The sequence below is a fragment of the Bacillus sp. C-3-6 genome (assembly GCF_054509685.1).
This window is the reverse complement of record NZ_CM137247.1, coordinates 2,654,766-2,681,417: the sequence shown is the minus strand read 5'-3', so window position 1 is coordinate 2,681,417 and position 26,652 is coordinate 2,654,766. Positions and strand designations below refer to the sequence as shown.

The window sequence follows — 26,652 nt, the reverse complement described above, 5'->3', positions numbered from 1 at the left end:
AAAACATATAAAACACGGATGCTAATTCATATTAAATATAGAATAATGAAAAAACAATAAGCGTTTATCCATCCCTTTCAAGTCGCATAAGTGATTGATATAATAGAAGTAGATGAAAGATAAAGAAAAGCAGGTGACTCTTTTTTGTTTACTAAAGCACAAGAACTTTTAGCGTCCTACTTTGGTTATTCTTCGTTTCGAAGAGGACAAGATGAAACAATTAAAAATGTACTAGATGGGAAAGATACAGTTTGTATTATGCCAACGGGTGGCGGTAAGTCAATTTGTTATCAAATTCCGGCATTAGTATTTGAAGGAACGACGTTGGTTATATCTCCTTTAATATCACTTATGAAGGATCAAGTAGATACATTGGTACAGAATGGCATTTCAGCTACATATATTAATAGTTCTATTTCTATTGCTGAAGCAAATCAGCGAATTCAATTAGCGAAACAAGGACATTACAAATTACTTTATGTCGCGCCTGAGCGTCTTGATTCGATGGAGTTTGTTGACCAACTTATCGATATGAAAATCCCTATGATTGCGATTGATGAAGCACACTGTATTTCACAGTGGGGACATGATTTCCGTCCAAGTTATTTACATATACATCGCATATTAGATTATCTTCCAGAAAAGCCGCTCGTATTAGCATTAACAGCAACAGCAACACCGCAAGTACGTGATGATATTTGTAATACACTTGAAATTAATCAAGAAAATACAATTATGACAACGTTTGAGCGTGAGAACTTATCGTTTTCTGTTATTAAAGGGCAAGATCGAAATGCATATTTGGCGGATTATATTCGTCAAAATCAAAAGGAATCTGGGATTATATATGCAGCTACTAGAAAAGTAGTCGATCAGTTATATGAAGATTTAATGAAGGCAGGAGTTTCTGTATCAAAATATCACGCTGGTATGAGTGATAGTGATCGAAATGAGCAACAAGAACTCTTTTTACGAGATGAAGTAAGTGTAATGGTAGCAACATCTGCATTCGGGATGGGTATTGATAAATCGAATATTCGTTACGTAATTCATTATCAGCTTCCAAAAAATATGGAAAGTTACTATCAAGAAGCAGGACGTGCTGGTCGTGACGGATTAGATAGCACATGTATATTGTTATATTCTTCTCAAGATGTACAAGTACAGCGTTTTTTAATTGATCAATCAACTGGAGAATCACGTTTTTCAAATGAACTTGAAAAATTGCAAAATATGACCGATTACTGTCATACAGAACAATGTTTACAATCATTCATTTTGCAATACTTTGGAGAAGAACCGAAAGAAGATTGTGGACGCTGTGGTAATTGTACAGACAATCGCGAGAGCATCGATGTGACAAGGGAATCACAAATGGTTTTATCATGCATGATTAGAACGAACCAACGCTTTGGAAAGCAAATGATAGCGCAAGTATTAACGGGGTCGAAAAATAAGAAAGTTATTGAATTTAATTTTCATACTTTACCAACGTATGGGCTTTTATCGAACCATAGTGTAAAAGAGGTCAGTGAGTTTATTGAGTTTTTAATTTCAGATGAGTTAATTGCAGTTGAACATGGCACTTATCCGACGTTAAAAGTAACAGAAAAAGGGAAAGAAGTATTACTTGGTAAAGAGAATGTTTTACGAAAAGAACGAGTAGAGACAAGACAAATTGTTCAAGACCATCCTTTATTTGAAGTGCTTCGTGAAGTACGTAAAGAAATTGCACAAGGAGAAGGTGTACCTCCGTTCGTTATTTTCTCTGACCAAACATTGAAAGATATGTGCGTGAAAATGCCGCAAAGTGATTCCGAATTGTTGACGGTAAAAGGTATCGGAGAACACAAACTTGTGAAATATGGCTCGCACTTCTTACAAGCAGTTCAGCATTTTATTGAAGAAAATCCAAATTATACTGAAACGATTAAGACAGAAGTAGTTTCAGAGCGTAAAAAGTCAGGAAAAGCGTCCGCAAATTCTCATTTAGAAACGTATGAAATGTATAAACAAGGTATTGATTTGAATGAGATTGCAAAAGAACGCAACTTATCAAGACAAACAATCGAAAACCATTTAATTCGCTGCTACGAGGATGGAATGGAAGTAGAGTGGCAAAGTTTTGTTCCATCAGAGTATGAATCTCTTATTGAAATTGCCGTTCAAAATGCAGAGGGTGGTCTGAAATCTATTAAAGAACAGCTTCCGAATGAAGTGAGTTACTTTATGATTCGTGCTTATTTACAAATAAGAAAGTAGAGACATATAAAGGGGATAAGAATTTATGTATCATGTTTTCGTTTATGGCACGTTAAGAAGAGGACAAACGAATGCTCATTATATGCTAGGTGCAACATGCATTGCAGACAGAGCTTGGACATATGGAAAATTATTTGATACGAACGAAGGATATCCGGCCATGACTTATTCGATTGAAGAAAAGGTGTATGGAGAAGTTTATGTAGTAAATGATGAGATATTGTGTAAGTTAGATGAACTAGAAGAATATACAGGTAATGCGGAGACTGATTTATATGATCGAATCACGCAAACAGTATATGTTGCTGATAGGAAAATAGAGGCATATGTGTATATCGCTCAAGATAAAAAGATGTTAAAGAAAGTGATAGAATCTGATGACTGGCTTATGTATCAAAAAATATAATAAGGTAGTTTTAAAAATTGGAAAGCAGATAATGACGAATTCATTATCTGCTTTTTATTGTGTGAATAATTGTCGTTCTCTTTTTATTCTTATAGTTCTTAGTACGATTCCAATTCCGAGAAATAAAACAGTAGCAGCGACCCCGCTAATAGGATTTAACCAAAAATCACTACTGTTTGTAAGGGTAATAATCCCTGTTATGGTAACTAAAACAGTAGGAACAGCATCCTCGATCGCATGCATGATAACGCATGGCCAGACGGATTTTGTAAGTCTATATATTTCAACATACATAATTGACCAACAAACCATAAGGATACAGCCAGATAAAAGCATATTTAATCTTGAGATAGATTCAAAATATTCATTTGGCAAAAAGACTATATAATATGCAGCATGCCAAAGTGCCCAAATTAAACCAGAAATAATATAAATGTACCAATCGTTTAGATTTAGTTCAATCAACTTTGGAGTTAAATAACCACGCCAAGAAAACTCTTCAAAAATGTTTTTAATAAAGTTTCCAATAGAAGACATGACTATGAGTGACAATAACGTGGATATATCAAAACTAGAAATATGAGCTACTCCAAAAATGAGCGATATGCTTATCGTTATTACTGTAACGAATGGATAAATAAGTAGTGCAGTGAAATACCATGTAAAGTTTCCTTTCAAATTTGGCTTGATGCCAAAATCATTCCAATCTCGGCTAATAACTCTAAGGAAAATGCTTAGGAGGAAAGGTAATATTAGCCATAATCCCATACCTAAAGTGTTTCCTTCAGGTTGATTTGTTAGAAGAGAATCTAGAAATACCCCAATCCATCCACTGGCCAAAACAGTGAATACAAAAATAAGTAAATATAACTTTAGTGATTTCTTTTTCGCGACATTCATTTGAAGAGCCTCCTTTACTTTTGTTTATCCTACTATTTATGGGCAGTAAAACGCCCATTGATTAAAATCTTTAATTTTTACAATGTTTTTTAATAGATAAATTAAATAGGAGACAAATAGAAAGTAGTATCTTTTGCATGCATCACTATACTATATGTGTATTTGTTTGATTTAGATGTTGCATATTCTTTTTAAATTAGAAAGATGAAAAGTAAGTTTTTTCGGAAAATTTAAATGGAAACTATTGACTTTATGATTGGATTTTTAATACAATGATACTTCGACTGAAAAATTAGAACGGACAGGAGGGAATCGTCGAAATGAGCAACATATTTGAAGATGAGTTACAAAAAATGAAGGATACTTTACATACGATGGATGAGCAATTGGATAAGCTTGAAAAAATCCCAGTTTATTATGGAGAAGATTTTAAAGAGCAAATTCTTGAAAGTATGAGGGAGTCTAATAGACAAAACTTACGTATTGGTGTGCAAGAGCCGTACTTTGGAAGGTTAGATTTTCAGGAAGATGGAAAAGAAGAAGTTATGCCGATTTATATCGGAAAAGTAGGGGTTTCGGATATGGACACGATGAAGCCAATCATTATCGATTGGCGGGCACCTGTCGCAAGTATGTTTTATTCATTTACCGGTGGAGACGAATTAGCGTTTTATCAATCACCAGATGGGTTAGTAGAAGGTGATGTGTATTTAAAACGAAACATTTCCATTCGAAAAAGAGAACTTGAACGTGTTGTTGATACATATGTAAAAGGAAATGAAGATGTATCGCATGCCGATGATTTTCTTCTATATCGATTAGGTGAGAATAAAGATAATAAGCTAAAGGATATTGTTTCAACGATTCAATCAGAACAAAATGATATTATTCGAGCGGAAAGAAATTTACCATTACTTATTCAAGGGGTTGCAGGGAGCGGAAAGACAACAATTGCTTTACATCGCCTTGCTTTTTTAATTTATGAATATCGTGAACAACTAGAAGCAGAAAGAATGATCGTATTTGCGCCGAATAGTCTGTTTTTAGACTATATTTCGAGTGTACTTCCTGAATTAGGTGTAGGGAATATTAGTCAAACAACGTTTCCGGATTGGGCATTACGTACGTTAGATGATTCAGTGAAACTAAAGCAGACAGAAGAAAAATTGAAAGAAGCATTTTCAATTAATCGTGATGAAAAGAAGGTAATGCTAGGTAAATTAAAGGGTACGTTGGAATTTAAGACGTTTATTGAAGAGAGAATGATCCAATTTGAAAATGAGTTAATTCCGACAAAAGATTTTGAGGCGTGGGATAGAGCGATTATCCCAGTAGAAGATATTAAAAAATGGATGCAAGTTGAATATAAACATTATCCTTTACAGAAAAGAAGAGAACGATTAGTAGGACGAATGAAGCGCTGGATTGAAATTGAACTTAAAAAATTCGGGGAAACAAACGAGAAAAAATTACTTAAAAAAGAAGCGACTAAGAGACTGAACGCATATATGAAGTTTTGGCCAAAAATGAGTGCTCTTTCACTGTATAGTTCAATAGTAAAAAGTAAAGAAATACTTGAGGTATTACCTGAAGAACTTGTTAAAGAAACAGAAAAGAGTTGTCGTAAAAAAGAAGTGTATGTAGAAGATTTACCAGCTTTAATATACATACATCATCGTATAACAGGGATCGAAATCGGGCAGAAGTTTCATCACGTTGTTATTGATGAAGCGCAAGATTTTTCGCCTTTCCAAGTTTATGTATTAAAAGAAATTACATTAGGTAATTCTTTCACTATATTAGGTGATTTATCGCAAGCGATTTATGATTACCAAGGAATTGAAGATTGGAATGCTTTTAAGGAAGTATTCCAAGAAACCGGTTATTATGAATTGACAAGAAGTTATCGTTCTACAAAAGAAATTATTGAATTTGCAAATGAAATAATTAAAAATGCAGACATCCCAGTAGGACTCGCAACACCAGTCTTCCGCAGTGGAGAAGATGTGAAAGTAATTCGTGCAGAAAATCAATTTACTGAAATTGTGAAGACGGTAAAACATTTGCAAAATGCAGATGTGAAAACAATTGCGGTAATCGGAAGAACAGAAGGTGAATGCCGTGATATATATGTGAAATTAAAAAATGCAGAATTAACGGTAAACGTAATTGAAGCAAACCAAAGTAAATATGAAGGTGGTATATCAGTAGTACCTGTCTATTTAGCGAAAGGTTTAGAATTTGATGCGGTGCTTTTAATTGATGTGGATGAGGAACATTACAAAAATACAAAACATGATGCAAAGTTACTATATGTTGGATGTACGAGATCACTTCATGACTTATGGATTTTCCATAGTGGGGAAGCGTCACCTTTAATTAAAGGATTAAAATAAAGTAAAACTATAATCAGTGGGGAGTTTTACTGCAAGCTAATGTGGGATAAATATAAAAAGAGGATTTTCTAGTACAGTATGAAGATCCTCTTTTTTATATTAAAATGGTAGACGAATTAATGACTTGAGCTGTTGTTTAAATGATATACGATGCTTTTTTCTAATTCCTTAGTTTGTTCTTTTTCCCATGTACGAACAGCATCTACTGGAGTTTGTGTATGTTTTAACCAATCTAGAATAAGGTGTAGTTGTTCTTGTATTTGACCAATGTTTTGCTCCTTTATGTTCTTATTCTGAATTCTATTAATTAATTGAAGCATATAGGGAAGTTTTTCTATACATTCGCTTAAATCTCCGCAATAACCTGAAGGGAATTCATGTGTACCAAATTCTAAAGTATGGATGTAATTAGAAACTAGGTATATCATAGCTTCTTGTTCGGTATCACCACCTAATTCAATCGCTTTTCGAAGGAATTTTTCTAAATCGTCATCTTTATTGCTAGAGTCCATATAAATTCCTATCCATCTAAAAGGTCTTGAATCAAATGGGTTGTTTTCTGTCCATCTATATAGAATGTCTATTAGCAAACTATTTAGTGCGAAAGTTAAGACCTCATCTTTTTCGTTTAATGCATCTAAAATAGTAAACAGTGAAATGGCAAACTCTTCTTGATCTTTTGATTCCCATTTCTTTGCATTTGAAATAAATGTCTCTAAATGTTTATAAGCTAATTTTCGAAGTCCCGCTTCGCGATGCTGACAGTAACAAATAAAATCATGCCAATGCTCATTTGTATTCATATGTATAATAATAGTTTGTAATGTAGTGAGAGGTTTATCCATTATAAGTCCCCAATCTATTAAGAACGTGTTGAAAATTTAGTGTTATTATATCATTACATAAATTAAAAAGGGAGAGTTACTATGATTACAAAAGTAATTACGAAAAGTAATTGGGAAATCGCAAAAATAATTGGAAAAATTAATGAAGATTCCCTTATAGAAGAGGGATTTATTCATTGTTCATTAGTAGATCAAGCTTTAAGAGTTGCAGAAAAATATTTCAAGCATGAAGAAGATGTTTTATTACTTACAATTGATCCAGCCCTATTAAAAGCAGAAGTAAAATATGAACTTGCTTCAAACGGTTAAGAATATCCGCATGTTTACGGAGTAATTAATGTTGAGGCGATTGTAGAGGTTGTTCCATTTTCTAAAGAAAACGGGGAATTTATATTACTTAAATCAGTTCGACTTTAGTAATAGGCGATGGAGTTCGCTATAATTGCTATATATAGCTAATGAATCCTATTGATAAACGAGATTTTTTGTTTATCAGTAGGATTTTTAATTTTATTCGAACAGACTTAAAAAGAGCACATTTGAATTGTGCTCTTTAAGAGAAAAGTGAATTAGGGTTTTTACTTCTAGATAATGTATGAGTGATTCATCATAATGTGACGATGAATCACAAAAGAGCAGTTAGAGTGGGAAGAATTTTTATTGGTCACGGGATCCAATCGATTGGTAATGAAGCAGTTCTAACAGGACTCATTATAGACTTTGAAGATGAAACGTAAAAAAATTATTATGTTTATCTGAATATTGAGGGAATACAAAAGTTTTATTTATCTAATTTTTAGAAAACATAGACTATAATATTGATAAATGGTATAATTTCCTTGTTATTGGAATTAAAATGAAAATATTAGAAGAAAAAGGATTGGATTGGTTTTAATGGGGGATTCTGATCACAAAGAAACAAAGGCAATATTAAAGTTATGGTTTATTTATATACCACTTGCATTTGGAGAGTTTGTCTTTTCGAATATCATAGGTTATTTAAAAAAATAAAGATTTTGCATTTGAAAAACAATTAACCTAATTTAATTGTTTTTTATTTTACTTTAATAAACCAAATAAAAATAGAGATTTTGAACAAGATGAAGTTTATGAAGGAAATAACGTTGATTAGGTGCTGAAAACGGGAATCATTCAACCATGGTAATTTGCCGTTTTAATAGCTTCCTATAGTGAGATGTTATGTTCACATCATATGTATACGATATTTGTAACATAGCATTACTAGAACTTCAAAATTAGTAGTTAAGGTGCTACCTTTTAGATTGCTATAGATATATAACTTAGCTAAAAAAGCAAAAATCATATAATTTGCGCTTTTTATTATCCGTTTTTTGGTAAATGATTATAGTTTTTGTCACATTAATACTGTACGATACATAGTATAAAACACATACTGTATGACATATAGTAATGGAAATGAGGTGAGTGAATGGATACTTTATTAAACTCGTTAATTACTGAGTTAAGAAGAGGGACATTAACGTTAGCTGTTTTAAGTCAATTAAGAACGCCGCAGTACGGATATTCACTTGTCCAGTTATTGGAGCAATCAGGGATTACAATTGATCAAAGTACTTTATATCCACTACTTCGCAGATTAGAAAAGCAGGAGCTAGTAACGAGTAGTTGGGATAAAACGGAGAGTAGACCTCGTAAATATTATGTTTTAAGTGAATATGGATTAGAAATATTTTTGCAGTTAAAAAAGGAATGGATAAAGGATTCGAAAGAACTTTATAACTTATTAAAGGAGGAGGACGAAAATGAGTTTGATTGATATGTATGTCCATGAAGTTGCGAAGAGATTGCCTGAACAAAATCGTGAAGATATTACACTTGAACTACGGTCAACAATAGAGGATATGTTACCAGACGATTATAATGAGGAAGATGTGAAGAGTGTACTCGAAAAATTGGGAAGTCCAATTTCATTGGCTAATGGGTACTTGGATAGACCAATGCATTTAATTGGACCACGTTATTTTGATGTATATACGACGCTATTAAAAATGATTATACCAATTGCAGCTGTTATTGCGCTCATTTCAATGGTTGCAGAAAATTTTATAGGCTATAATGGTGATCAAGCGGTATTAAATGTTATTTTACAATTGATAGGTAAAGGTATAGGGGAAATTTTTGAAGTGGGTCTCCATGTATTTTTCTGGTTAACACTTGTATTTGCTATTTTAGAAAGAACTGATAAAGAAAAGGATCCACACCCATTAACAACAAGCTTAAAAAAATGGACACCAGATGACTTGAAAAATGTTTCGTATATCCCGAAGAAAAAGGCGATTTCAAAGTTTGAAGTTTTTGGAGGTTTAATGTGGACAGCAATATGGGCTACACTTTACTTTTATGCGAATCATCTTGTAGGCGTATATCATGGTACAGAAAACGGATTGAAGTTTGTCGCGCCAACGTTTAATCAAGATGTTTTGCTTCAATACTGGCCCCTAATTTTGGTTATGATCGTTTTCGAAGTAGCTATATCACTTTATAAGTTAGTACAGGGACAATGGACGAAAAGGTTGGCAATTGGAAATGCTATTCTTCAAGTAGTCGGAACAATCATATTCATTGTAATTGTAGTAAATCCACATTTATTAAACGAAGGATTCATTACGTATTTGGCAAATGCATTTACTACTTCCCCAGAGGAGTTTAAAACGTGGCTCATTGGGGGAGGAATTTTCTTTTATATGTTATCTGCTGCAATAAATATATTTGATGGTTTCCGAAAAGCTAGTATTCGTATGTAGATAAAAAACGGAAATTTCGATAAAATAAAACTATTAAGAAAATAGTGAAATAAGATGAACATGATGAAAGGAAGAAAATAATGATAAGGGAAGCAACGAAAAGAGATTTAGCATACATTTTAGATATTTATAACGATGCGATACTTTATACAACAGCTGTATATTCGTATAAACCTGTAACCCTTGAAAATAGAATAGATTGGTATGAACAAAAAAAGGCTGAAGGGTATCCCATTTTCGTATATAAATTAGATAATAAAGTAGTAGGGTTTGCGACATTCGGCCCATTTAGAGCGTGGCCTGCTTATAAATATTCAGTTGAACATTCTGTGTATGTAGATAGGGCATATAGAAAAAATGGCATTGGGTCTTCATTAATGAAAGAATTAATCAAAATTGCGAAGGAAAGAGAGTATATGACCTTAATTGCTGGAATTGATGCAGAGAATGAAAAAAGTATTGCCTTGCATCAAAACTATGGATTTGTTCATGCAGGGACAATAAAAAAAGCTGGTTATAAGTTTAATAAATGGCTAGATTTAGCTTTTTATCAGCTGGAACTTAACGGTCCTGAAAATCCTATAGAAGAATAAATATTTTTCGGTAGCAAGAAAAAATTCATGCTACCTTTTTCTTATTTTAATAGCTGATAAAAAGGTTTTTTATATTCAATATTGAATTATTAGAAGTTAATATAATGATATGAAAAGAGGGATGGAAATGGAAACTGTCATAAATAAAATAAAAGAGGTACAATCTAATTATGTGGGAATGGAAATTTATTCTACAAAAAACAATCGTATAGTTGCTTCATATAATAGTGAATTAAATATTCCGTTAGCATCAGCAGCAAAATTAGTTATTGGATTTGTAGTAGCACAAATGGTGAAGGAAAATAAACATAATTGGAATGATATACTTCATCACATTAAATTTAATCCGCATGAAGATAGTACGCAGTTATATCCGCACTTACAAGGAAGAACTTCTTTAACACTTAGTCAAGCGGTCGAGGTAATGATAGCTTGTCATGATAGTTACGTTGCACAGTCAGTTGTAATGCACTGTGGTGGATGGGATGCTGTGAAAATGTATGTACAAACGTACTTTTCAAAAATTCATATACAAGAGAATGCTAGAGATGAGAAAAATATTGGAGACTTAAATGAAGTTCTTGCCCTTTTGATACAAACCTTTCAAGGTTATAAATCAGAACCAGAATTATGGGAACCAATTATTAGTGGTATGGTAAGACAACAAGGGGAGTATGAAGAAATCCCATATTATCATTTAGCCCATATGACAGGTGGATTGCTCACAGCTACAATAAATATTGGTATAATAGGAATGTTTAACGAATTTCCGCTTCTTTATGTGATTGGGAGAAAAGATTTACCGAATCGCCGTGAAAATAAAGAGGTAGATGAAGTTTTTGCAGTAGTTTTAAAGTACATATACAAAGAATATAGTGAAAACATGCTAGGAGTGAGCGGTTGAAAAGAAACTTAAAGACTTCAACAATCATTATTTTAATTTTAACGATTATTGCTCTTGAAGTTGGAATCGCACTATATGATCACGATTTGTCATTAGATACAATTTACTTTACAGCGATCCTTATTTGTATTGTATTGCTTTTTGGCACACGTGTTTCTGGAGAGAAAGAAAGTACATCGAAACGAGGACGAAGAAAAATAGCTGTTATATTTTGGCCATCTATTTTATTGTCTATCGCTTGTTTTGCAGTTATAAGTTACATAATGGTAGGCTATGTCTCTGTATCAGGGATAATTGGCTTTTCATGCTTTGTTACATATGGTGGATTCGTTTTGATTAGTATTTTAAAGGGGAAAAATAAAATGTAGCGTACTAAGCTGAAAGGAAGCAATGTATATGAAACATATAGAGAACGGTACACGCACTGAAGGAGAATACATTAAAAATAAAGTCATTCAATATAATATGTCCATCTTAACAGATGAGGCAAGACAGCCGATGGAAGAAGTAAGCCTCGTAGTAAAAAATGAAGAAGGAAAAATATTTGGTGGCGTAACAGGTACGATGTATTTTTATCATCTTCATATCGACTTTTTATGGGTTGATGAATCAGTTCGTCATGATGGTTATGGCAGCCAACTTTTACATGAAATTGAAGGGATTGCAAAGGAAAAAGGGTGTAGATTAATATTGCTAGATTCATTTAGTTTCCAAGCACCAGAATTTTATAAAAAGCACGGTTACAGGGAGTATGGTGTCGTTGAAGATCACCCGAAAGGTCATAGTCAGCACTTTTTCGAAAAGAGATTATAATAATATTATGTAGACTAGATGACGGGAGTATTAAAATGTACACTTATAAAGTGCAACACGAACAACCGATCTGTGCAGAAAAAATAAAAAAACTTTATGATTCTGTCGGTTGGTGGCCAGAAAGAAAAGAAATAGATATTGAAAAAATGTTAAAGAATAGTATAGCAATTGGAGTATGGAAAGAAAACGAATTAATTGGATTTGCTAGAGTCGTTTCTGATGGTATTTTTCGAGCATACATAGAAGATGTTGTCGTACATGAGAGTGTAAGAAATAAAGGTATTGGAGAGAAGATGCTTACAATGTTACTCGAGGAAATATCTCATATTCATATTGTTAGTCTATTTTGCGGAGAGAAGCTAATAAAGTTTTACGGTGAGCAGCAATTTCAAGCAACGAAGCAAATTGTGATGCATCGTAATCAAACAGGGAAAGAATAAGAGGTGCCAATTAAAATGAATGCAACAAGAGCGTACTGTTTATCGAAAAGAAAAGCGACAGAAGATTCTCCAGATAGTTGGAGTGCAACATGTATGAGGCTTAATAATAAAATATTTGCGATAGTAAATCATGAAGAAGGCGAAAAAGCTGCGATTACATTGAAGTGTGATCCAGAAGTCGCATTAAGAATAAGAGAAGACTATCCAGAAACTATTATTCCAGGGTATCATATGAATAAAAAACATTGGAATACCATTTATATTCAGAAGGATATAGAGCAGGAGCAAATTAATAAAATGATTGATTGGTCGTATGATTTAGTACTACAATCATTTTCAAAGAAAAAGCAGCAGGAGTTAATGGATTAATATATATTAGGAGTGTGTGTAATGAAAGATTCGATTAAAGATACGTATGATAAATTAGCGAGTACATATAAAGAAAATCTAGATTTCGCAAATCCATATAACAGTTATTATGAAAGACCGGCGATGATGGAGCTTATTCCAAAGGAACTAGAAGGAAAAATGATACTAGATGCTGGATGTGCAGCTGGATGGTATACTTCTCAATTCATAGGAAGAGGAGCAAAGGTTATAGCAATTGATGTAAGTCCTGAAATGGTAAAAGCAGCAAAAGAAAATATAGGAGAAGAAGCAACGTTTCTTTGTCATGATCTGCAAGAAACATTGCCATTTGAAGATAATACATATGATGTTATTGTAAGTTCATTAACTCTTCATTATATAGAAAATTGGAATCAAGTATTTCAAGAATTTCGTCGTGTATTGAAGCCAGGTGGAGAACTTATTTATTCTATTCATCATCCTTTTATGGATTTCACAAAGTTTCCATGTAAAAATTATTTTGAAAAACAGTTATTAATAGATACTTGGGTTAAACCGAATATTACTATTGAAGTCAAGTTTTTTAGAAGATCATTACAAGACATACTAAATGAAACTACAAATTATTTTGTATTAGAAGAGATAGTGGAACCGAAGGCAATTGAAAAAATGAAAGAAGTAAGCGAAAAATCATATCATTATTTAAATGTGAATCCACATTTTCTTATCATAAAAGCAATCAATAAATAGCTAGTAAAATAACTTTATTTTACTAGCTATTTACAGTTATACATTATATATTAGGAGACTTTAAAATGAATACGAAACGAAATAGAGTATTATATGCACTATTTACTATAGTTGTTATTATTTTAGGTCTTAGCTCAAGAAAGTTTTCTTTTGCACTACCACATCTATTAAATGATTATTTAGGTGATGCATTATGGGCATTAATGATTTTCACTGGCTTTGGATTTTTGTTTCCTAAAACAGAGACGAAGAAGTTGGCTTTTATTAGTTTAATGTTTTGCTACGGGATTGAAGTGAGCCAATTGTATCATGCGAAGTGGATAGATAGCATTCGTGCAACGACTTTAGGCGGACTCGTGTTGGGATACGGTTTTTTGTGGAGTGATTTAGTGGCTTATACAATTGGTGTTGTTGTTGGCATACTTTGTGAGTTTATGTTACGGAGGAAATAATCGATTTTAAAAAGGAGCCCTTTATGAAAAAAATAATATTAATAGGTTCTGGTGGTTCAGGAAAATCTACATTAGCAAGGCAGTTAGGGAATAAATTAAATATTAAGGTGCATCATCTTGATGCATTATTTTGGAAACCGAATTGGGAAGGTGTTCCGAGAGAAGAACAAAAAACAGTTCAAAATAACTTAATTAAAGATGAGAAATGGATTATTGATGGGAATTACGGCGGGACGATGGGTATAAGACTGAATGCAGATGATACAATTATCTTCCTTGATATTCATAGAACAATTTGTGTTTATAGGGCTTTTAAAAGAATTGTAAAATACCGAAATAAAACAAGACCAGATATGGGCGCGGGATGTGAAGAAAGATTTGATTTGCAATTTTTTAAATGGATATGGGAATATCCTAATGCTAAACGACCTACAATTTTAAAAGAGTTAGAGCAATTGCCCGAAGAGAAAAAGGTTATTGTTTTAAAATCTCCATATGAGGTTCGGAAATTTTTAGAGCACATATAATAATAGAATGTAACACAAAAATTCTTTGTGGATCTTACCGATTAGTTTAATAAAACTAATCGTTTTTTATTATGAAAGATTTAACGCTTTTTGAAAATTGTATTTTGTAATAAGTATATGACTATAAGTTCATATAAAATGAACGTTTGGAGGAATAGAAAATGACTAACGATTTAATTCAACTAATCGATTCATTAATGGTCAATATTCCAGCTGGAGAGGTAGTATTAAGAGATGATCGAATAAAAAAAGAATGGCAAGTACAAATTCAACCATTTCTTCTTGCAAAGTATGCTGTAACAATGGAACTATATGATGCTATTACAAATAGTACATTAAATAATTTTGATAAAAATCATAAACCAGTTGTCAATATTTCATGGAACGATGCCATTGCGTTTTGTAATGTACTTTCAAAAAAAGCGGGATTAAAAGAATATTATTCTATTAGTAATGGTGGTCAAATTGTGAAATGTAATTTAGGTTCAAATGGCTACCGATTACCAGCTGAGGCGGAGTGGCAATATGCATGTAAAGCAAGTACAACCGGATATACATACGGGAAACTTCATGATATAGCGTGGTATAATGAAAATTCAAATGGAGAGATTCATGACGTTGGCCAAAAAGAACCGAATGTATGGGGACTTTATGATATGCTAGGGAACGTTTGGGAATGGTGTTATGATTTGTATGATGAAACAGTGTACGGATCATACCGCATTTTTCGTGGTGGTAGTTGGGCTGAAACAGCGAGAGGGTGCGGAGCTACTTGTCGTCGTCGAAGCCATCCTACATTTCATATAGATGATCTCGGTTTTAGACTCGCTAGGTCAATTTAGTAGGAACATGATACGAACAGCTAGGAAAAGAGTATGGAGAGAATCCGTACTTTTCCAACATAGAAATGATTTAACGTAAGGAGTGTTTATTATGGCGCGTGTTTTATTTATTAATGCTGGATCAGAAGGACATATAAATCCAACTTTACAAGTTGTAGATGAATTGATTTCTCGTGGTGAAGAGGTCGTTTATTTTTCAATAGAAGCTTTCAGGGAGCGGATTGAGAAGACAGGTGCTACTGTACGAACGATTGATGATCAAAAATTTATAAAAGCGTTTCTATCTGGAGGCAGAAATTATTTACAGGAAAGAATAAATGGCCTTCTACATACAGCGGATATTGTAATACCTAGCGTTTTAGAACAAATTGAAGGTGAACATTTTGATTACATAATTCATGATTCTATGTTTGGCTGTGGCCATTTAATTGCTCAAATCCTTAAACTTCCAGCCATAAATTCATGCACATCTTTTGCGCAGGATGAAAAATCCTTTGAGCAAATGTTAGGTCATCTATCAAAAAATATCCCAGTAGAAATTTATGATAAAATACAGAATGATTTTCAAAACTTAACGAAGGGAATTGCTGAAAAATATGGTGTTGAAATAAAATCATCGTATGAAGTTTTCTGTAATCCTGCACCCCTTACTATTGTATATACAATTAAGGAGTTCCAGCCTTTTGGTGATACGTTTGATGAAACATATAAATTTGTAGGACCATCTATCTCTGCACAAATGAAAAACAGAGACGTTGATTTTACTTCAATTGAAGAAAAAAGTCCGATTTATATTTCATTAGGTACTGTTTTTAATGAAGCGATTGACTTTTATAAACTGTGTATGAAGGCCTTTGAGAATAGTGAGCATACAATTGTTATGTCTATTGGTAGTAAAACAAAAATAAGTGATCTAGGCGAAATTCCTAAAAACTTCATTGTGAAAAACTATGTACCCCAAACTGAGCTACTTACATATACGAAACTATTTATTACACACGGCGGGATGAACAGTGCGCATGAAGGACTGTATAACGGGGTTCCGCTCGTTGTAATACCGCAAAGTGCAGATCAGCCAGTAGTCGCAAAGCAAGTGGAGAGTCTTGGAGCAGGAGTAAAATTACAAATGCAAGGATTAACTGTGGATCAACTAAGTGAACGTGTAGAAATAGTATTAAATAATCGTTCATTTAAAGAAGTTGCTTTGAATTTGAAGGAATCTTTCCAAAAATCAGGTGGATATAAGGAAGCTGTTGATGAAATTTTTTTATTTGTAGGTCAGTGAAAAAAATGAAATTATACATTAGAAAAGCATCTAAATAGGATGCTTTTTATTTAACTTTATAATTCTTATTTTTAATATCTAGTATGGTTAAAACTAAGGCACTGAGAGATATAAGTATAAGAATAAAAGTTAACCAGTTAAATGTATTTTCAATTATGAAGTAAAGATGATAGATAAATATATTCAAATTTTATTTTAAAATATTAGGACTTAGTTTTACATGTTAGTAATAATTTCACTGTTTCTGCACAACTTCTGCACATACTCAGGTAATTTCTATGTCATGATATATCCATAAAGTGAAATATTTCACAAGAAAAATATAATTTTACTGCGGTGTATGCATAATTAACACATACATCGGTACAAGTTTGTCTCTTGTTATTCTTTTACATCAAAGCCCACATTCCACTACAAAGTATAACAAGAAGGAGACATGAACATGAATAATCGATTTTTAAAACAACTACAAAATATGAAAATGAACAAAAAAAGTTTAGGAGCTGTAGCATTAACAGCTGGAATTATTAGTACGACACTTATTCCTCAAAATGCTTATGCGCACGGTTTTGTTGAAAAGCCCGGTAGCCGATCCGCTTTATGTAGTTCAACTTATGGTGCGCTAAATGTAAACTGTGGAAGTGTTATGTATGAACCACAAAGTTTAGAAGCTCCAAAAGGTTTCCCACAAGGTGGTCCAGTAGATGGACAAATTGCTTCAGCAGGCGGAAAATTTGGTGGTATTTTAGATCAACAAACAGCAAATCGTTGGTTTAAAAATACAATTACTGGTGGGGAAAATACATTTACTTGGAAGTATACTGCGCCTCACTTAACGAGTAAGTGGCATTACTATATTACCAAAAAAGGATGGAATCCAAATAAAGCGCTAACAAGAGCAGATTTCGAACCAATTGGAACTGTACAACATGATGGTTCTGCAGCTTCAAATAATTTAACTCATAAAATCAATATACCTACTGATCGTAGTGGATATCATGTGATTTTAGCAGTATGGGATGTAGCTGATACAGCAAATGCATTCTATAATGTAATTGATGTTAATCTTATTAATGATGTGAAACCAGACATAGAAGCGCCAAGTATTCCAAATGGACTTCAGACGCAAAAAGTAACAGCGAATAGTGTAGAACTAACATGGAACGCTTCTACGGATAATGTAGGGGTAAAAGGATATCAAATCTTCCGAAACGGAGAGATGATCGATACAGTACTAGGCACTCATTTTATTGATAAGAAATTACAACCAAGCACAGAATACTCTTATACTGTAAAAGCAATTGACTCAGCTGGAAATGTATCGAAAGAAAGTACAGCGCTTACAGTAAAAACAACAGATGAGATTCCTGATACAGAAGCACCAACACAACCAAAAGGATTACATAGTATGGGAACGACAGCGTCAAGTGTGGATTTAATGTGGAGTCCATCTGACGATAATATTGGTGTAGACCATTACGATATTTATAGAGAAACAGAAGGATCAATGAAAAAGATTGCAACATCCAATACAACTTCTTATATGGATAAAAATCTGCTCGCTAATACTACTTATAAATATGTAGTAAAAGCTGTTGATGTAGCTGGAAATGAATCCGTACAGAGTGATATATTCACAATTACTACAAAAACCGAAAGCGCTTCATATGAAGCGTGGGATGCAAAAAAAGCATATAAAAAGGGAGATAGAGTTCTACACGAAGGAAAAGTATATGAAGCAGTCCAGAGTTATCAAGGAAATGGTGATCCGAACTGGATTTATGCATTATCATTATGGAAAACAGTGTAAGCTTTACCTAGATATGAACTAAGAGATGATGGGCTTTGATGAAAAAGGGAATCTTGAGAATTCACTTTTCTATTAATAAAAAAGGGTAGTGTATGAATACATAAGATTCATACACTACCCTTTTTATTATGATAACATTTTCGTCATAAGTATATGCGGAATGCCATCTTCCATAAATATATCAGAAGAAGTTTCATAACCTAATTTTTTATAAAATCCTTCAGCTTGTGTTTGCCCGTGTAGTTTCACTTTTGTAGCTTGTTCGTTACGAGCAATTTCTTCTAACGTTTGAATGATAACTTTACCTAATCCGTATGTACGATAATCTTTTAAAATGCAAATACGTTCTAATTTTCCGACGCCATCAACAAATCGTATACGCCCTGTACCTACAGGAAGCTCATTATAATAAACTAAAATATGTTTACATTGCTCTCCGATTTCATCGAATGTATCGAATTCATCTGAAAGAGGGACACCTTGTTCTTTTACAAATACTTCTTTTCGAATATGAAAGGCAGTTTCTAAATCAGCAAGTTCTGTTATAAGTTTGGATTGCAAAATGTTCAGTCCTTTCTAGTGTAATCAGCTTGTGTTTTCATAGTATATCATAATAAAGCGCTATTAAGAGGAGAACATACTAAAAAGCCAACTTTAAAAAGTTAGCTTTTATTACAATTCCTTTATCCCATTTTTAGCGCCGATAATTACTTTACTCGTCATACTTATAAACAACCCTGTTTCAACTACACCAGTAATCATTTTTAATTGAGTGTGTAAATGGGCAGGATTAGAAATATGATTAGGGAATATGCAATCGATAATCATGTTATTGTTATCGGTTATATAGGTTTCATTATTTTTCAAACGTAATGTTGTTTGACATCCTAAAGACTGAATTTTATTTTCGGTTTGTTTCCATGAAAAAGGGATGATTTCAATAGGTAATGGAAAAGTACCTAAATGTGTTACAAGTTTCGATTCATCAGCAATGATAATTAGTTCTTTAGAGGAAGAGGCAACGATTTTTTCGCGAAGTAATGCACCGCCACCGCCTTTTATAAGTTGTAAATTTGAATCAATTTCATCCGCTCCATCAATTGTAAGATCAAGACTTTGTACGTCGTTTAACGAAATTAGGGGGATATTTAGTTGATGTGCTAATGCTTCAGTTTCTTTTGATGTCGGTACAGCTTGAAATGATAATCCTTCTTTTACACGCTCACCTAATTTTTGTATTGTCCAATATACAGTAGAACCTGTACCAAGCCCAATCTTCATGCCATCATTTACAAAGTTAGCGGCATATTCGCCAGCGAGCTGTTTTAAATTCATCGCTTTACTCCGCCGGACGCGGTCCGGCATCAAGACCTGAATTTTCAACTGTAAGTACCGGACGAACGACTATATCTTTATGTACACGCATTTGACAAGATAATCGTAAATGGTCTTCAATCCCTTTTTCCGTCATTGCATGTTTCTCATTCGCACTCGCTTCACAGAAATCACCTGCTAGTATTTCTACTCTACAAGTTGTGCAACGTGCATTCCCGCCACAACGATGAAGAATGTTGACACCGCTATCTTCAATTGCTAATACTAACTTCGTTCCTTCTTTTACATCAAATGTTCCCGCACCTTCAATTGTTAATTTTGGCAAATTTGTTCCTCCTCACGTAAAATTGTACATAACATATTTATGACCGCGAATTATTGAACATAAACATTATTTTTTTATATCCCCGTAACTTTTTTTATGTTGAATCGTTTATTAAGTAAGCGCTGAAAAGGAGTGGTTATTTTGTGCACAAAAGTAACTCATGTTTTAAAGAACCGTATCGATATGAATCATTCAAATATAAACTTTTTAATTGAACAATATGGAGAGTTAAAAAGATATTGTACTTTTTTAACGAAAAACAAATGGGATGGGGAAGATCTCGCCCAAGAAACAGTGTGTAAAGTGCTTCAAAAATATAGAAATAAAGATATTTGTATGACACTCGTCTATAAAATAGCAAGAAATCGTTGGTTAGATCAGATGAAGTCTAAGTCTGTTCATGAAAAAATAAGAGAACAAATCACTTTTGAAGAACCACATGAGAACATTGCAGATTTGCATGAAATGGTAGGGAAAGTATTGTCTTCATTAAATGTACAGCAATCCGCAATTTTATTATTAAAAGATGTTTTTCAATATAGTATCGCTGATATTGCTAAAGTGTGTTCTGTATCAGAAGGTGCAGTGAAAGCTTCTTTATTTCGGAGTAGAAATAGGCTGAAAACTGTAAGTGAAGAAGGGGTCGAGATAGTCGAATTCACAGATGATATGGAAGTTGTAGTAACGTCTATTCGAGAAGAGAGACCGGAATTATTAACGAAACTGCTTCCGTCAATAGATTTTACTAAGTTACCATCTAAACAGCCAGTCTTATTATTTAATGTGAAACAACCTTCTTCCTACAGTTGTATGCTTTGCGCAGCATAACAAGTATTGGAGGGATTTAAAATGAATGCAATTCCATATGTAGTAGAACAAACAAAATTAGGAGAACGTTCCTATGATATATATTCAAGGTTATTAAAAGACCGCATTATTATTATCGGTTCAGAAATTAATGATCAAGTAGCGAGTAGTGTCGTAGCTCAATTATTATTTTTAGAAGCAGAAGATGCAGAGAAAGATATATTCTTATACATCAATAGCCCCGGCGGTTCAACGACAGCAGGTTTTGCAATATTAGATACGATGAATTTAATTAAACCAGATGTGCAAACGCTGTGCATGGGCTTTGCGGCATCATTTGGTGCATTGCTATTATTATCTGGAGCAAAAGGAAAACGGTTTGCGCTCCCTAACAGTGAAATTATGATTCATCAGCCGCTTGGTGGTGCACAAGGGCAAGCAACAGAAATTGAAATAACTGCGAAAAGAATATTAAAGTTAAAGCATGATATTAATAAAATGATTGCAGAAAAAACAGGCCAACCGATTGAAAGAGTAGCACATGATACAGAAAGAGATTATTTTATGACTGCAGAAGAAGCGAAGGAATATGGGATTGTAGATGATGTTGTTACGAAAAAATAAGATGAAAAAGGCTAGAGGATATATTAATTCTCTAGCCTTTTTATTAATCCTTTACCCATTCATCAACTAATGCTTGATTTTTTTTAATCCATTTTCGCGCAGCTTCTTCAGGATCTTTTGTTTTATTTAACATGACCATTAACGTACCGAGCTGTTCATCGTTCATTTTCCATTTATCAAAGTATTTTATAACATCTGGGTGATCTTTTTCGAAACCTTTACGAACGGAGTAATAAATGTCATCTTTTTCACCATATACTTTCTTAGGGTCTTTTAAATATTTTAAGTCAAATTCTGAAAAACCCCAATGCGGATTCCAAAGCGTAACAGCGATTGGTTTCTTTTTTGTATATGCTTTCTTTAGTTCACTCATCATCGCAGCTTCAGAGGATTGGACAAGTTTTAGTTTTATATCATATTCTTTCATTGCTTTATTCGTTAAATTCATAAGACTACTACCGGGTTCGATACCGACAATTTTATTATCTAGTTCATCTTTATGAGCATTTAAATCTTCGATACTGTTTATGTTTTTCATATAAGAAGGGACGACTAAACCTAGTCCAGTACCTTCGTACCATTTTGATTTTAAGACAATATCATCTTTATAACGATCGTTTAGCGGTTTATCTGTAACTGGTAGCCATACTTCTAAATTCGCATCAACATCGCCACGAGCAACACCAGTCCAAATTGCGGCTTTTTCTAAATACATGAGCTCAACTTTGTAGCCTTTTTCTTCTAATAAAACTTTCCACATGTTTGCAGTTGCAATATTTTCTTTCCAACTTGTTACACCAAGTTTAATTTTTCCTTTCGAATTTGCATTTGTTGCATTACATGAAGTGAAAATCATAGTAATAAATAATGCAAGGCATATAAACCAAATTTTCTTTCGCATCGAAAACCTCCTAAGTAACGTTTGCCTTATAAAATAAATGTATAAGTAAGCATTCTTATTATGAACGGAAAAGAGAATTTTAAAGAAATCTTATGAATGTCATTTTTATGTAATATTTCTTTGTAAAATCGCAACACTATGTGAATAGATGGGTAGAAAAGGAGTAGTGACATGGATAATACAAAGGTGCGTGTTGAAAACGTAACAAAAGTATTCGGGAAACATCCGCAAAGAGCCCTTTCCTTATTAAAAGAAGGAAAAAGTAAATCGGAAATTTTAACAGAGACAGGAATGAACGTTGGGGTGAAAAAAGCAACGTTTGAAGTATATTCTGGAGAAATTTTCGTTATTATGGGTTTGTCTGGTAGCGGGAAATCTACGCTAGTTCGTATGTTAAATCAATTGATTAAACCAACTGCAGGTCATATATACATAGATGGTGAAGACATCGCAACGATGGGAAAAGAAGAGTTACGGAGAGTAAGAAGAACGAAAATGAGTATGGTATTTCAGAAATTCGCTCTATTTCCGCATCGTACAGTTATACAAAATGTTGCATATGGTTTAGAAATACAAGGAGTTCCAGTTGAAGAGCGAGAGAAAAAAGCGTTAGAATCGCTACAGTTAGTAGGACTCGATCATCATAAAGATAATTATCCAAGTCAACTTAGTGGTGGTATGCAGCAGCGCGTTGGAATCGCCAGGGCACTAACGAATAATCCAGATGTATTACTAATGGACGAGTCATTCAGTGCATTAGACCCACTTATTCGAAAAGAAATGCAAGATGAATTGTTAGAGTTGCAAGATAAAATGGAAAAAACGATTATATTTATTACGCATGATTTAGATGAAGCGCTTCGAATTGGAGATCGTATCGCATTAATGAAAGATGGAGAAATCGTTCAAATTGGAACGCCAGAAGAAATTATGATGAGCCCCGCTAATGAATTTGTAGAAAAGTTTGTTGCGGACGTGAATTTAGGAAAAGTAATTACGGCGGAGTCTATTTTAAAACGACCAGAAACTTTATTAATTGATCGTGGACCTCGTGTAGCCCTTCAAATTATGAGGAATGCTGGTGTTTCAACTGTATATGTTGTAAACAAAAAGTATGAGTTTTTAGGTATATTAACTGCGGATGATGCGAGTAAGGCAGTACAAAAACAGTGGCCGATTGCTGATTTATTACTTAATGATATTCCACATGTGTATTTAGATACTTTACTGGAAGAGACGTATGCAAAAATGGCGGAGATGAAATATCCGTTACCAGTAATCGATGAGAAGAAAAGGCTAAGAGGAATTATTAAACGTGAAAGTGTCATTCAAGCTCTTGCAGGAAACATTGAGGAAGAGGTGAAAGACGATGAATAGTATACCGCGTATTCCATTAGGGGAATGGGTCGACTCATTTGTTGCAAGTTTATATGAGCACTTTGAAGGCTTATTCCGAGGATTCTCTTATATTATTGGTGGATTCGTTGATTTACTCACTAATTTTTTAACAATAATACCTGCCATATTGATGATTATTATCTTATGTTTCCTCATTTGGTACACAACGAGAAAACCATCTTTAGTCATTTTTACGCTTATTGGATTATTATTTATTTTGAATATTAACTACTGGGCACAAACGATGCAAACATTGGCACTCGTACTTACGTCAGTTATTATTTCAATTATTGTCGGAATTCCAATTGGTATATTAGCATCTCAAAATGAACGTTTCTCAAAATTTTTAAAACCAACATTAGATTTTATGCAAACAATGCCTGCATTCGTATACCTTATTCCAGCGATCACATTTTTCGGAGTAGGTGTAGTACCTGGAATTATTGCATCAGTAATCTTTGCAATGCCACCGACAATTCGTTTTACTGACTTAGGAATTAGACAAGTTCCAGAAGATTTAATTGAAGCAGCGAATGCATTTGGATCCACTGCATCACAAAAACTATTTAAAGTACAATTACCACTTGCAACCGGAACGATTATGGCTGGTGTGAACCAAAGTATTATGCTTTCGTTATCGATGGTTGTAACAGCGTCACTTGTAGGAGCTCCTGGACTTGGAGTTGATGTATATCGCTCGGTAACACAAGTTAATATCGGAATGGGATTTGAAGCTGGATTAGCTATCGTAGTAATCGCAATTATATTAGACCGAATTACACAAGGGTTCCATACGAAAAGAAAATAATGACCAAAAAACACACTTTTATACTACAAAGTGTGTTTTTTATTGCATCCAGTTTACATACGAACGATAACAGAACCTCCAGCTGGTGCGCAAACTTGGTTTTATTGTTGTTCCATTGATTTAATGAATTGATTATTTTCCTCGATTAATGAGATTAATTTAGTTAATTGATTTTCAAGACTTGCGATACATTGCATCATATATTGTGAATCATGATGCAATGTATTCCTTGCGGGATGGGGGGAATAAACATACTGTTGATTTATATTTGGATTCCAATGAGGATACATTTGAATCGTTCCTCCTTCAATAAATTACGAAGCTTTCTTATAGTAAATGCCTATGTATAATTAATGGTTACTTGAAAATTTTTCAATATAAAAGGAGTATGTACAGAAAATGGAAAATATTATATGTGAAGTTACAGTACATTTTTTAGAAATATTTAAGCGAGATAGTTCGTATATTAATACATTCATGTAAATGTATGTTATTTAGCGAGAAATGGTAGGAGGAGATGCAATTTTGGCTAAAAATAAAAAAAGAAATGATGCTTTGGCAATAGGTGTCGGTATAGGGGTTGTAATCGGTGTATTTCAAGGGCACTTTACAAATAATTTAGTAATCGGAATTGTGATTGGGATTATAATTGGGATTGCGTTTTTGAAGAAATAATGATGTAAATTCATTTCAAAAATTATTGTATTAAAAGAATGAAGATTCGGAATACGAAACCTGTTTTTCCTTTTTTTGTGATATTATATATGAAAAGGAAGGTGATAGATATGTCAACAAACAATCAAATAGAACAAAACTGTTTCATTTGCAAAAAACATAAAGGAAATATTATAGTTCCAGGTGGAGCTATTTACGAAGATGAACTCGTTTACGTTGGACATGTCCACTGGGATAGTGAAGAAACATACCTAGGTTATGTAATGATAGATATAAAAAGACATGTACCTGGACTTGCTGAACTAACAGATGAAGAAGCGAAAGCGTTCGGACTTATAACAAGTAGAGTAAGTAAAGCGCTAAAAGAAAGCGAAGGTGCAGAGCATATTTACACTTTTGTTTCAGGAAATGGTGTACCACATATGCATATGCACATTATTCCACGTTATCCCAATACACCAAAAGAATTTTGGTCACCAACCGAAGTAGCGAAATGGACTGGTGCACCATATGGTGATGAAGAGAAAATAAAAAAACTATGCGAAAGAATACGTAAGTATATGGTAAATGAGTATGCATACAACAAATAATACACAATATTCATGGGTTGGAAATATAGAAATGTGTTTAGGAGAAATTTCAGTTAAGCAATATGGTGATATTGTACTTGGTAAATATGGCGGGAATATAAGTGCTGGAGCGAAAAAGAATGAAGATGGTGCATTAGTTTGGTCAAATGGTGAATGGGAATTTGCAGCTATATTAGATGGACATAATAGTGCAGAAAGTGTTGATTTAGTAGTAAATACAATCGAAAAAGAATATGAAAATATAAGCGTAATTTTGAATGAACCAATTGATACAGTATTTCAGTCTGTTGAAAATCATATACTTACAATTTTTCAGTCATCTTCATTTAAGGAAAAGTGCAAAAGAATACAAGGTGAAACAGCTTGCTTACTATGTGTAAGAAAAGAAAATTATATATGGTGGCTTTCTATTGGTGATTGTTTAGTTTATGTATTTCACGAAGAGTTACATAAGTTAGGACAATATGCATTAAATCAACGTCATTTTTACGAATGGATTGGAAATGTAAACACATTTGATTTACCTGTTCCTTGTTATTCATCAGGTATTCGTGAATTACGTACTGGAAAGAACCGAATTGTAATGGTTACAGATGGAATATTAGAGTGCGGGGAACGACACTATGAAACACCATTAAATCTGTATAATGATATGAATAGAAATATAATAGAGCTTGAAGAAAGTGTTCATCATGTATTAGAGCACGTTCATCATCAATTCGGACGGGATAGTGCAACAATTATTAGTTGGGACGTTGAAAACAAAGAGAATGCTACGTATCCGAGTGATCAGCCGGATAAAAGGTAAAGGAGGAGACATCACTGTTTTT

At 33.3% G+C, this 26,652-nt stretch carries 31 protein-coding genes, 1 pseudogene and 1 riboswitch; of the genes and pseudogenes, 25 read left to right on the top strand and 7 right to left on the bottom strand.

Annotated features, from left to right (window positions below):
• The first annotated feature begins 144 nt into the window (after positions 1-144).
• The gene (gene recQ / locus ACW0JX_RS13790; RefSeq protein ID WP_459244843.1) at positions 145-2,262 is read left to right on the top strand and encodes a DNA helicase RecQ; all 2,118 of its coding nucleotides are present in this window, start codon (positions 145-147) and stop codon (positions 2,260-2,262) included.
• A 25-nt stretch (positions 2,263-2,287) separates the two neighbouring features.
• Positions 2,288-2,668: a gamma-glutamylcyclotransferase family protein gene (locus ACW0JX_RS13785; RefSeq protein WP_440605307.1), complete on the top strand. Its 381-nt coding sequence runs from the start codon at positions 2,288-2,290 to the stop codon at positions 2,666-2,668.
• A 54-nt stretch (positions 2,669-2,722) separates the two neighbouring features.
• Here the strand turns inward: ACW0JX_RS13785 and ACW0JX_RS13780 are convergent, their stop codons facing one another.
• On the bottom strand, positions 2,723-3,568 hold the full coding sequence (locus tag ACW0JX_RS13780; RefSeq protein ID WP_440605306.1) for a CPBP family glutamic-type intramembrane protease: 846 nt from the start codon (positions 3,566-3,568) through the stop codon (positions 2,723-2,725).
• Positions 3,569-3,888: 320 nt separating this feature from the next.
• Here ACW0JX_RS13780 and ACW0JX_RS13775 point away from each other — a divergent pair, with 320 nt between their 5' ends.
• Positions 3,889-5,964: a HelD family protein gene (locus ACW0JX_RS13775; RefSeq protein WP_440605305.1), complete on the top strand. Its 2,076-nt coding sequence runs from the start codon at positions 3,889-3,891 to the stop codon at positions 5,962-5,964.
• A gap of 116 nt (positions 5,965-6,080) precedes the next feature.
• Here the strand turns inward: ACW0JX_RS13775 and ACW0JX_RS13770 are convergent, their stop codons facing one another.
• Positions 6,081-6,809: a hypothetical protein gene (locus ACW0JX_RS13770; protein ID WP_440605304.1), complete on the bottom strand. Its 729-nt coding sequence runs from the start codon at positions 6,807-6,809 to the stop codon at positions 6,081-6,083.
• An 81-nt stretch (positions 6,810-6,890) separates the two neighbouring features.
• Here ACW0JX_RS13770 and ACW0JX_RS13765 point away from each other — a divergent pair.
• The 15 genes and pseudogenes from ACW0JX_RS13765 (at position 6,891) to ACW0JX_RS13695 (ending at position 18,359) form a co-directional block, all read left to right on the top strand.
• Positions 6,891-7,226: pseudogene (locus ACW0JX_RS13765) on the top strand (DUF952 domain-containing protein).
• Positions 7,223-7,284, top strand: a riboswitch (Fluoride riboswitch). (Overlaps the previous pseudogene by 4 nt.)
• 975 nt (positions 7,285-8,259) lie before the next feature.
• Positions 8,260-8,607, top strand: a complete 348-nt coding sequence (locus ACW0JX_RS13760) for a PadR family transcriptional regulator (protein WP_144465260.1) — start codon at positions 8,260-8,262, stop codon at positions 8,605-8,607.
• Positions 8,594-9,595: an HAAS signaling domain-containing protein gene (locus ACW0JX_RS13755; RefSeq protein WP_459244842.1), complete on the top strand. Its 1,002-nt coding sequence runs from the start codon at positions 8,594-8,596 to the stop codon at positions 9,593-9,595. Before ACW0JX_RS13760 ends, ACW0JX_RS13755 begins: the two co-directional genes overlap by 14 nt.
• 80 nt (positions 9,596-9,675) lie before the next feature.
• Positions 9,676-10,188, top strand: coding sequence for a GNAT family N-acetyltransferase (locus tag ACW0JX_RS13750; protein ID WP_440605302.1), 513 nt, complete (start codon positions 9,676-9,678; stop codon positions 10,186-10,188).
• 127 nt (positions 10,189-10,315) lie between these two features.
• On the top strand, positions 10,316-11,092 hold the full coding sequence (locus tag ACW0JX_RS13745) for a serine hydrolase (RefSeq protein WP_459244841.1): 777 nt from the start codon (positions 10,316-10,318) through the stop codon (positions 11,090-11,092).
• Positions 11,089-11,460 (top strand): hypothetical protein, encoded by a 372-nt coding sequence (locus ACW0JX_RS13740; protein ID WP_440605301.1) that lies wholly within the window; start codon positions 11,089-11,091, stop codon positions 11,458-11,460. Before ACW0JX_RS13745 ends, ACW0JX_RS13740 begins: the two co-directional genes overlap by 4 nt.
• Before the next feature lie 28 nt (positions 11,461-11,488).
• Positions 11,489-11,905 carry a GNAT family N-acetyltransferase gene (locus ACW0JX_RS13735; protein WP_459244840.1) on the top strand — a complete coding sequence of 139 codons (417 nt, stop codon included), beginning with the start codon at positions 11,489-11,491 and terminating at the stop codon, positions 11,903-11,905.
• 35 nt (positions 11,906-11,940) lie between these two features.
• Positions 11,941-12,345, top strand: a complete 405-nt coding sequence (locus tag ACW0JX_RS13730; protein WP_265938178.1) for a GNAT family N-acetyltransferase — start codon at positions 11,941-11,943, stop codon at positions 12,343-12,345.
• 15 nt (positions 12,346-12,360) lie between these two features.
• Positions 12,361-12,714: an MmcQ/YjbR family DNA-binding protein gene (locus tag ACW0JX_RS13725; protein ID WP_459244839.1), complete on the top strand. Its 354-nt coding sequence runs from the start codon at positions 12,361-12,363 to the stop codon at positions 12,712-12,714.
• 21 nt (positions 12,715-12,735) lie between these two features.
• Positions 12,736-13,443, top strand: a complete 708-nt coding sequence (locus tag ACW0JX_RS13720; protein WP_459244838.1) for a class I SAM-dependent methyltransferase — start codon at positions 12,736-12,738, stop codon at positions 13,441-13,443.
• 65 nt (positions 13,444-13,508) lie between these two features.
• Positions 13,509-13,895, top strand: a complete 387-nt coding sequence (locus tag ACW0JX_RS13715; protein ID WP_106824861.1) for a ribosomal maturation YjgA family protein — start codon at positions 13,509-13,511, stop codon at positions 13,893-13,895.
• 23 nt (positions 13,896-13,918) lie between these two features.
• Positions 13,919-14,422: a DNA topology modulation protein gene (locus tag ACW0JX_RS13710; protein WP_459244837.1), complete on the top strand. Its 504-nt coding sequence runs from the start codon at positions 13,919-13,921 to the stop codon at positions 14,420-14,422.
• Positions 14,423-14,583: 161 nt separating this feature from the next.
• A complete protein-coding gene (locus ACW0JX_RS13705) occupies positions 14,584-15,264 on the top strand; it encodes a formylglycine-generating enzyme family protein (RefSeq protein ID WP_095690731.1) in 681 nt (226 codons plus the stop codon).
• Between the two features lie 91 nt (positions 15,265-15,355).
• On the top strand, positions 15,356-16,549 hold the full coding sequence (locus tag ACW0JX_RS13700; RefSeq protein WP_459244836.1) for a macrolide family glycosyltransferase: 1,194 nt from the start codon (positions 15,356-15,358) through the stop codon (positions 16,547-16,549).
• A 442-nt stretch (positions 16,550-16,991) separates the two neighbouring features.
• Positions 16,992-18,359 carry a lytic polysaccharide monooxygenase gene (locus tag ACW0JX_RS13695; protein WP_001065156.1) on the top strand — a complete coding sequence of 456 codons (1,368 nt, stop codon included), beginning with the start codon at positions 16,992-16,994 and terminating at the stop codon, positions 18,357-18,359.
• Positions 18,360-18,485: 126 nt separating this feature from the next.
• Here ACW0JX_RS13695 and ACW0JX_RS13690 read toward each other — a convergent pair whose 3' ends face one another.
• The 3 genes from ACW0JX_RS13690 to ACW0JX_RS13680 all read right to left on the bottom strand — a co-directional run bounded on the left by ACW0JX_RS13690 (position 18,486) and on the right by ACW0JX_RS13680 (position 20,019).
• Entirely contained in the window at positions 18,486-18,920 is a 435-nt protein-coding gene (locus tag ACW0JX_RS13690) for a GNAT family N-acetyltransferase (protein ID WP_001190870.1), read from the bottom strand.
• 111 nt (positions 18,921-19,031) lie between these two features.
• Positions 19,032-19,694, bottom strand: coding sequence for a ribose 5-phosphate isomerase A (rpiA, locus tag ACW0JX_RS13685; protein ID WP_001049982.1), 663 nt, complete (start codon positions 19,692-19,694; stop codon positions 19,032-19,034).
• A gap of 4 nt (positions 19,695-19,698) precedes the next feature.
• Entirely contained in the window at positions 19,699-20,019 is a 321-nt protein-coding gene (locus ACW0JX_RS13680) for a 2Fe-2S iron-sulfur cluster-binding protein (RefSeq protein WP_001125388.1), read from the bottom strand.
• Positions 20,020-20,160: 141 nt separating this feature from the next.
• On the opposite strand from ACW0JX_RS13680, the gene ACW0JX_RS13675 reads away from it, so the two are divergent.
• Positions 20,161-20,847 carry an RNA polymerase subunit sigma-70 gene (locus ACW0JX_RS13675; RefSeq protein ID WP_000337521.1) on the top strand — a complete coding sequence of 229 codons (687 nt, stop codon included), beginning with the start codon at positions 20,161-20,163 and terminating at the stop codon, positions 20,845-20,847.
• A 21-nt stretch (positions 20,848-20,868) separates the two neighbouring features.
• The gene (clpP, locus tag ACW0JX_RS13670; protein ID WP_000991612.1) at positions 20,869-21,450 is read left to right on the top strand and encodes an ATP-dependent Clp endopeptidase proteolytic subunit ClpP; all 582 of its coding nucleotides are present in this window, start codon (positions 20,869-20,871) and stop codon (positions 21,448-21,450) included.
• 43 nt (positions 21,451-21,493) lie between these two features.
• On the opposite strand, the gene ACW0JX_RS13665 is transcribed toward clpP, so the two are convergent.
• Positions 21,494-22,351 (bottom strand): glycine betaine ABC transporter substrate-binding protein, encoded by an 858-nt coding sequence (locus tag ACW0JX_RS13665; protein WP_001227615.1) that lies wholly within the window; start codon positions 22,349-22,351, stop codon positions 21,494-21,496.
• A gap of 171 nt (positions 22,352-22,522) precedes the next feature.
• Between ACW0JX_RS13665 and ACW0JX_RS13660 the strand changes: the two genes are divergently transcribed.
• Positions 22,523-23,728 (top strand): quaternary amine ABC transporter ATP-binding protein, encoded by a 1,206-nt coding sequence (locus tag ACW0JX_RS13660; protein WP_089171219.1) that lies wholly within the window; start codon positions 22,523-22,525, stop codon positions 23,726-23,728.
• On the top strand, positions 23,721-24,557 hold the full coding sequence (locus tag ACW0JX_RS13655; RefSeq protein ID WP_016081306.1) for an ABC transporter permease: 837 nt from the start codon (positions 23,721-23,723) through the stop codon (positions 24,555-24,557). Before ACW0JX_RS13660 ends, ACW0JX_RS13655 begins: the two co-directional genes overlap by 8 nt.
• Before the next feature lie 101 nt (positions 24,558-24,658).
• Here ACW0JX_RS13655 and ACW0JX_RS13650 read toward each other — a convergent pair whose 3' ends face one another.
• Positions 24,659-24,847, bottom strand: a complete 189-nt coding sequence (locus ACW0JX_RS13650; protein WP_144465250.1) for a hypothetical protein — start codon at positions 24,845-24,847, stop codon at positions 24,659-24,661.
• Positions 24,848-25,061: 214 nt separating this feature from the next.
• On the opposite strand from ACW0JX_RS13650, the gene ACW0JX_RS13645 reads away from it, so the two are divergent.
• From ACW0JX_RS13645 to ACW0JX_RS13635, 3 genes are all read left to right on the top strand, one after another.
• Complete coding sequence (locus tag ACW0JX_RS13645; RefSeq protein ID WP_033689096.1) at positions 25,062-25,232, top strand: hypothetical protein; 171 nt, start codon at positions 25,062-25,064, stop codon at positions 25,230-25,232.
• 89 nt (positions 25,233-25,321) lie between these two features.
• The gene (locus ACW0JX_RS13640; protein ID WP_178389855.1) at positions 25,322-25,822 is read left to right on the top strand and encodes an HIT family protein; all 501 of its coding nucleotides are present in this window, start codon (positions 25,322-25,324) and stop codon (positions 25,820-25,822) included.
• Positions 25,800-26,630, top strand: coding sequence for a PP2C family serine/threonine-protein phosphatase (locus tag ACW0JX_RS13635; protein ID WP_015055144.1), 831 nt, complete (start codon positions 25,800-25,802; stop codon positions 26,628-26,630). The genes ACW0JX_RS13640 and ACW0JX_RS13635 overlap by 23 nt, the downstream gene beginning before the upstream one ends.
• Positions 26,631-26,652: the final 22 nt, after the last annotated feature.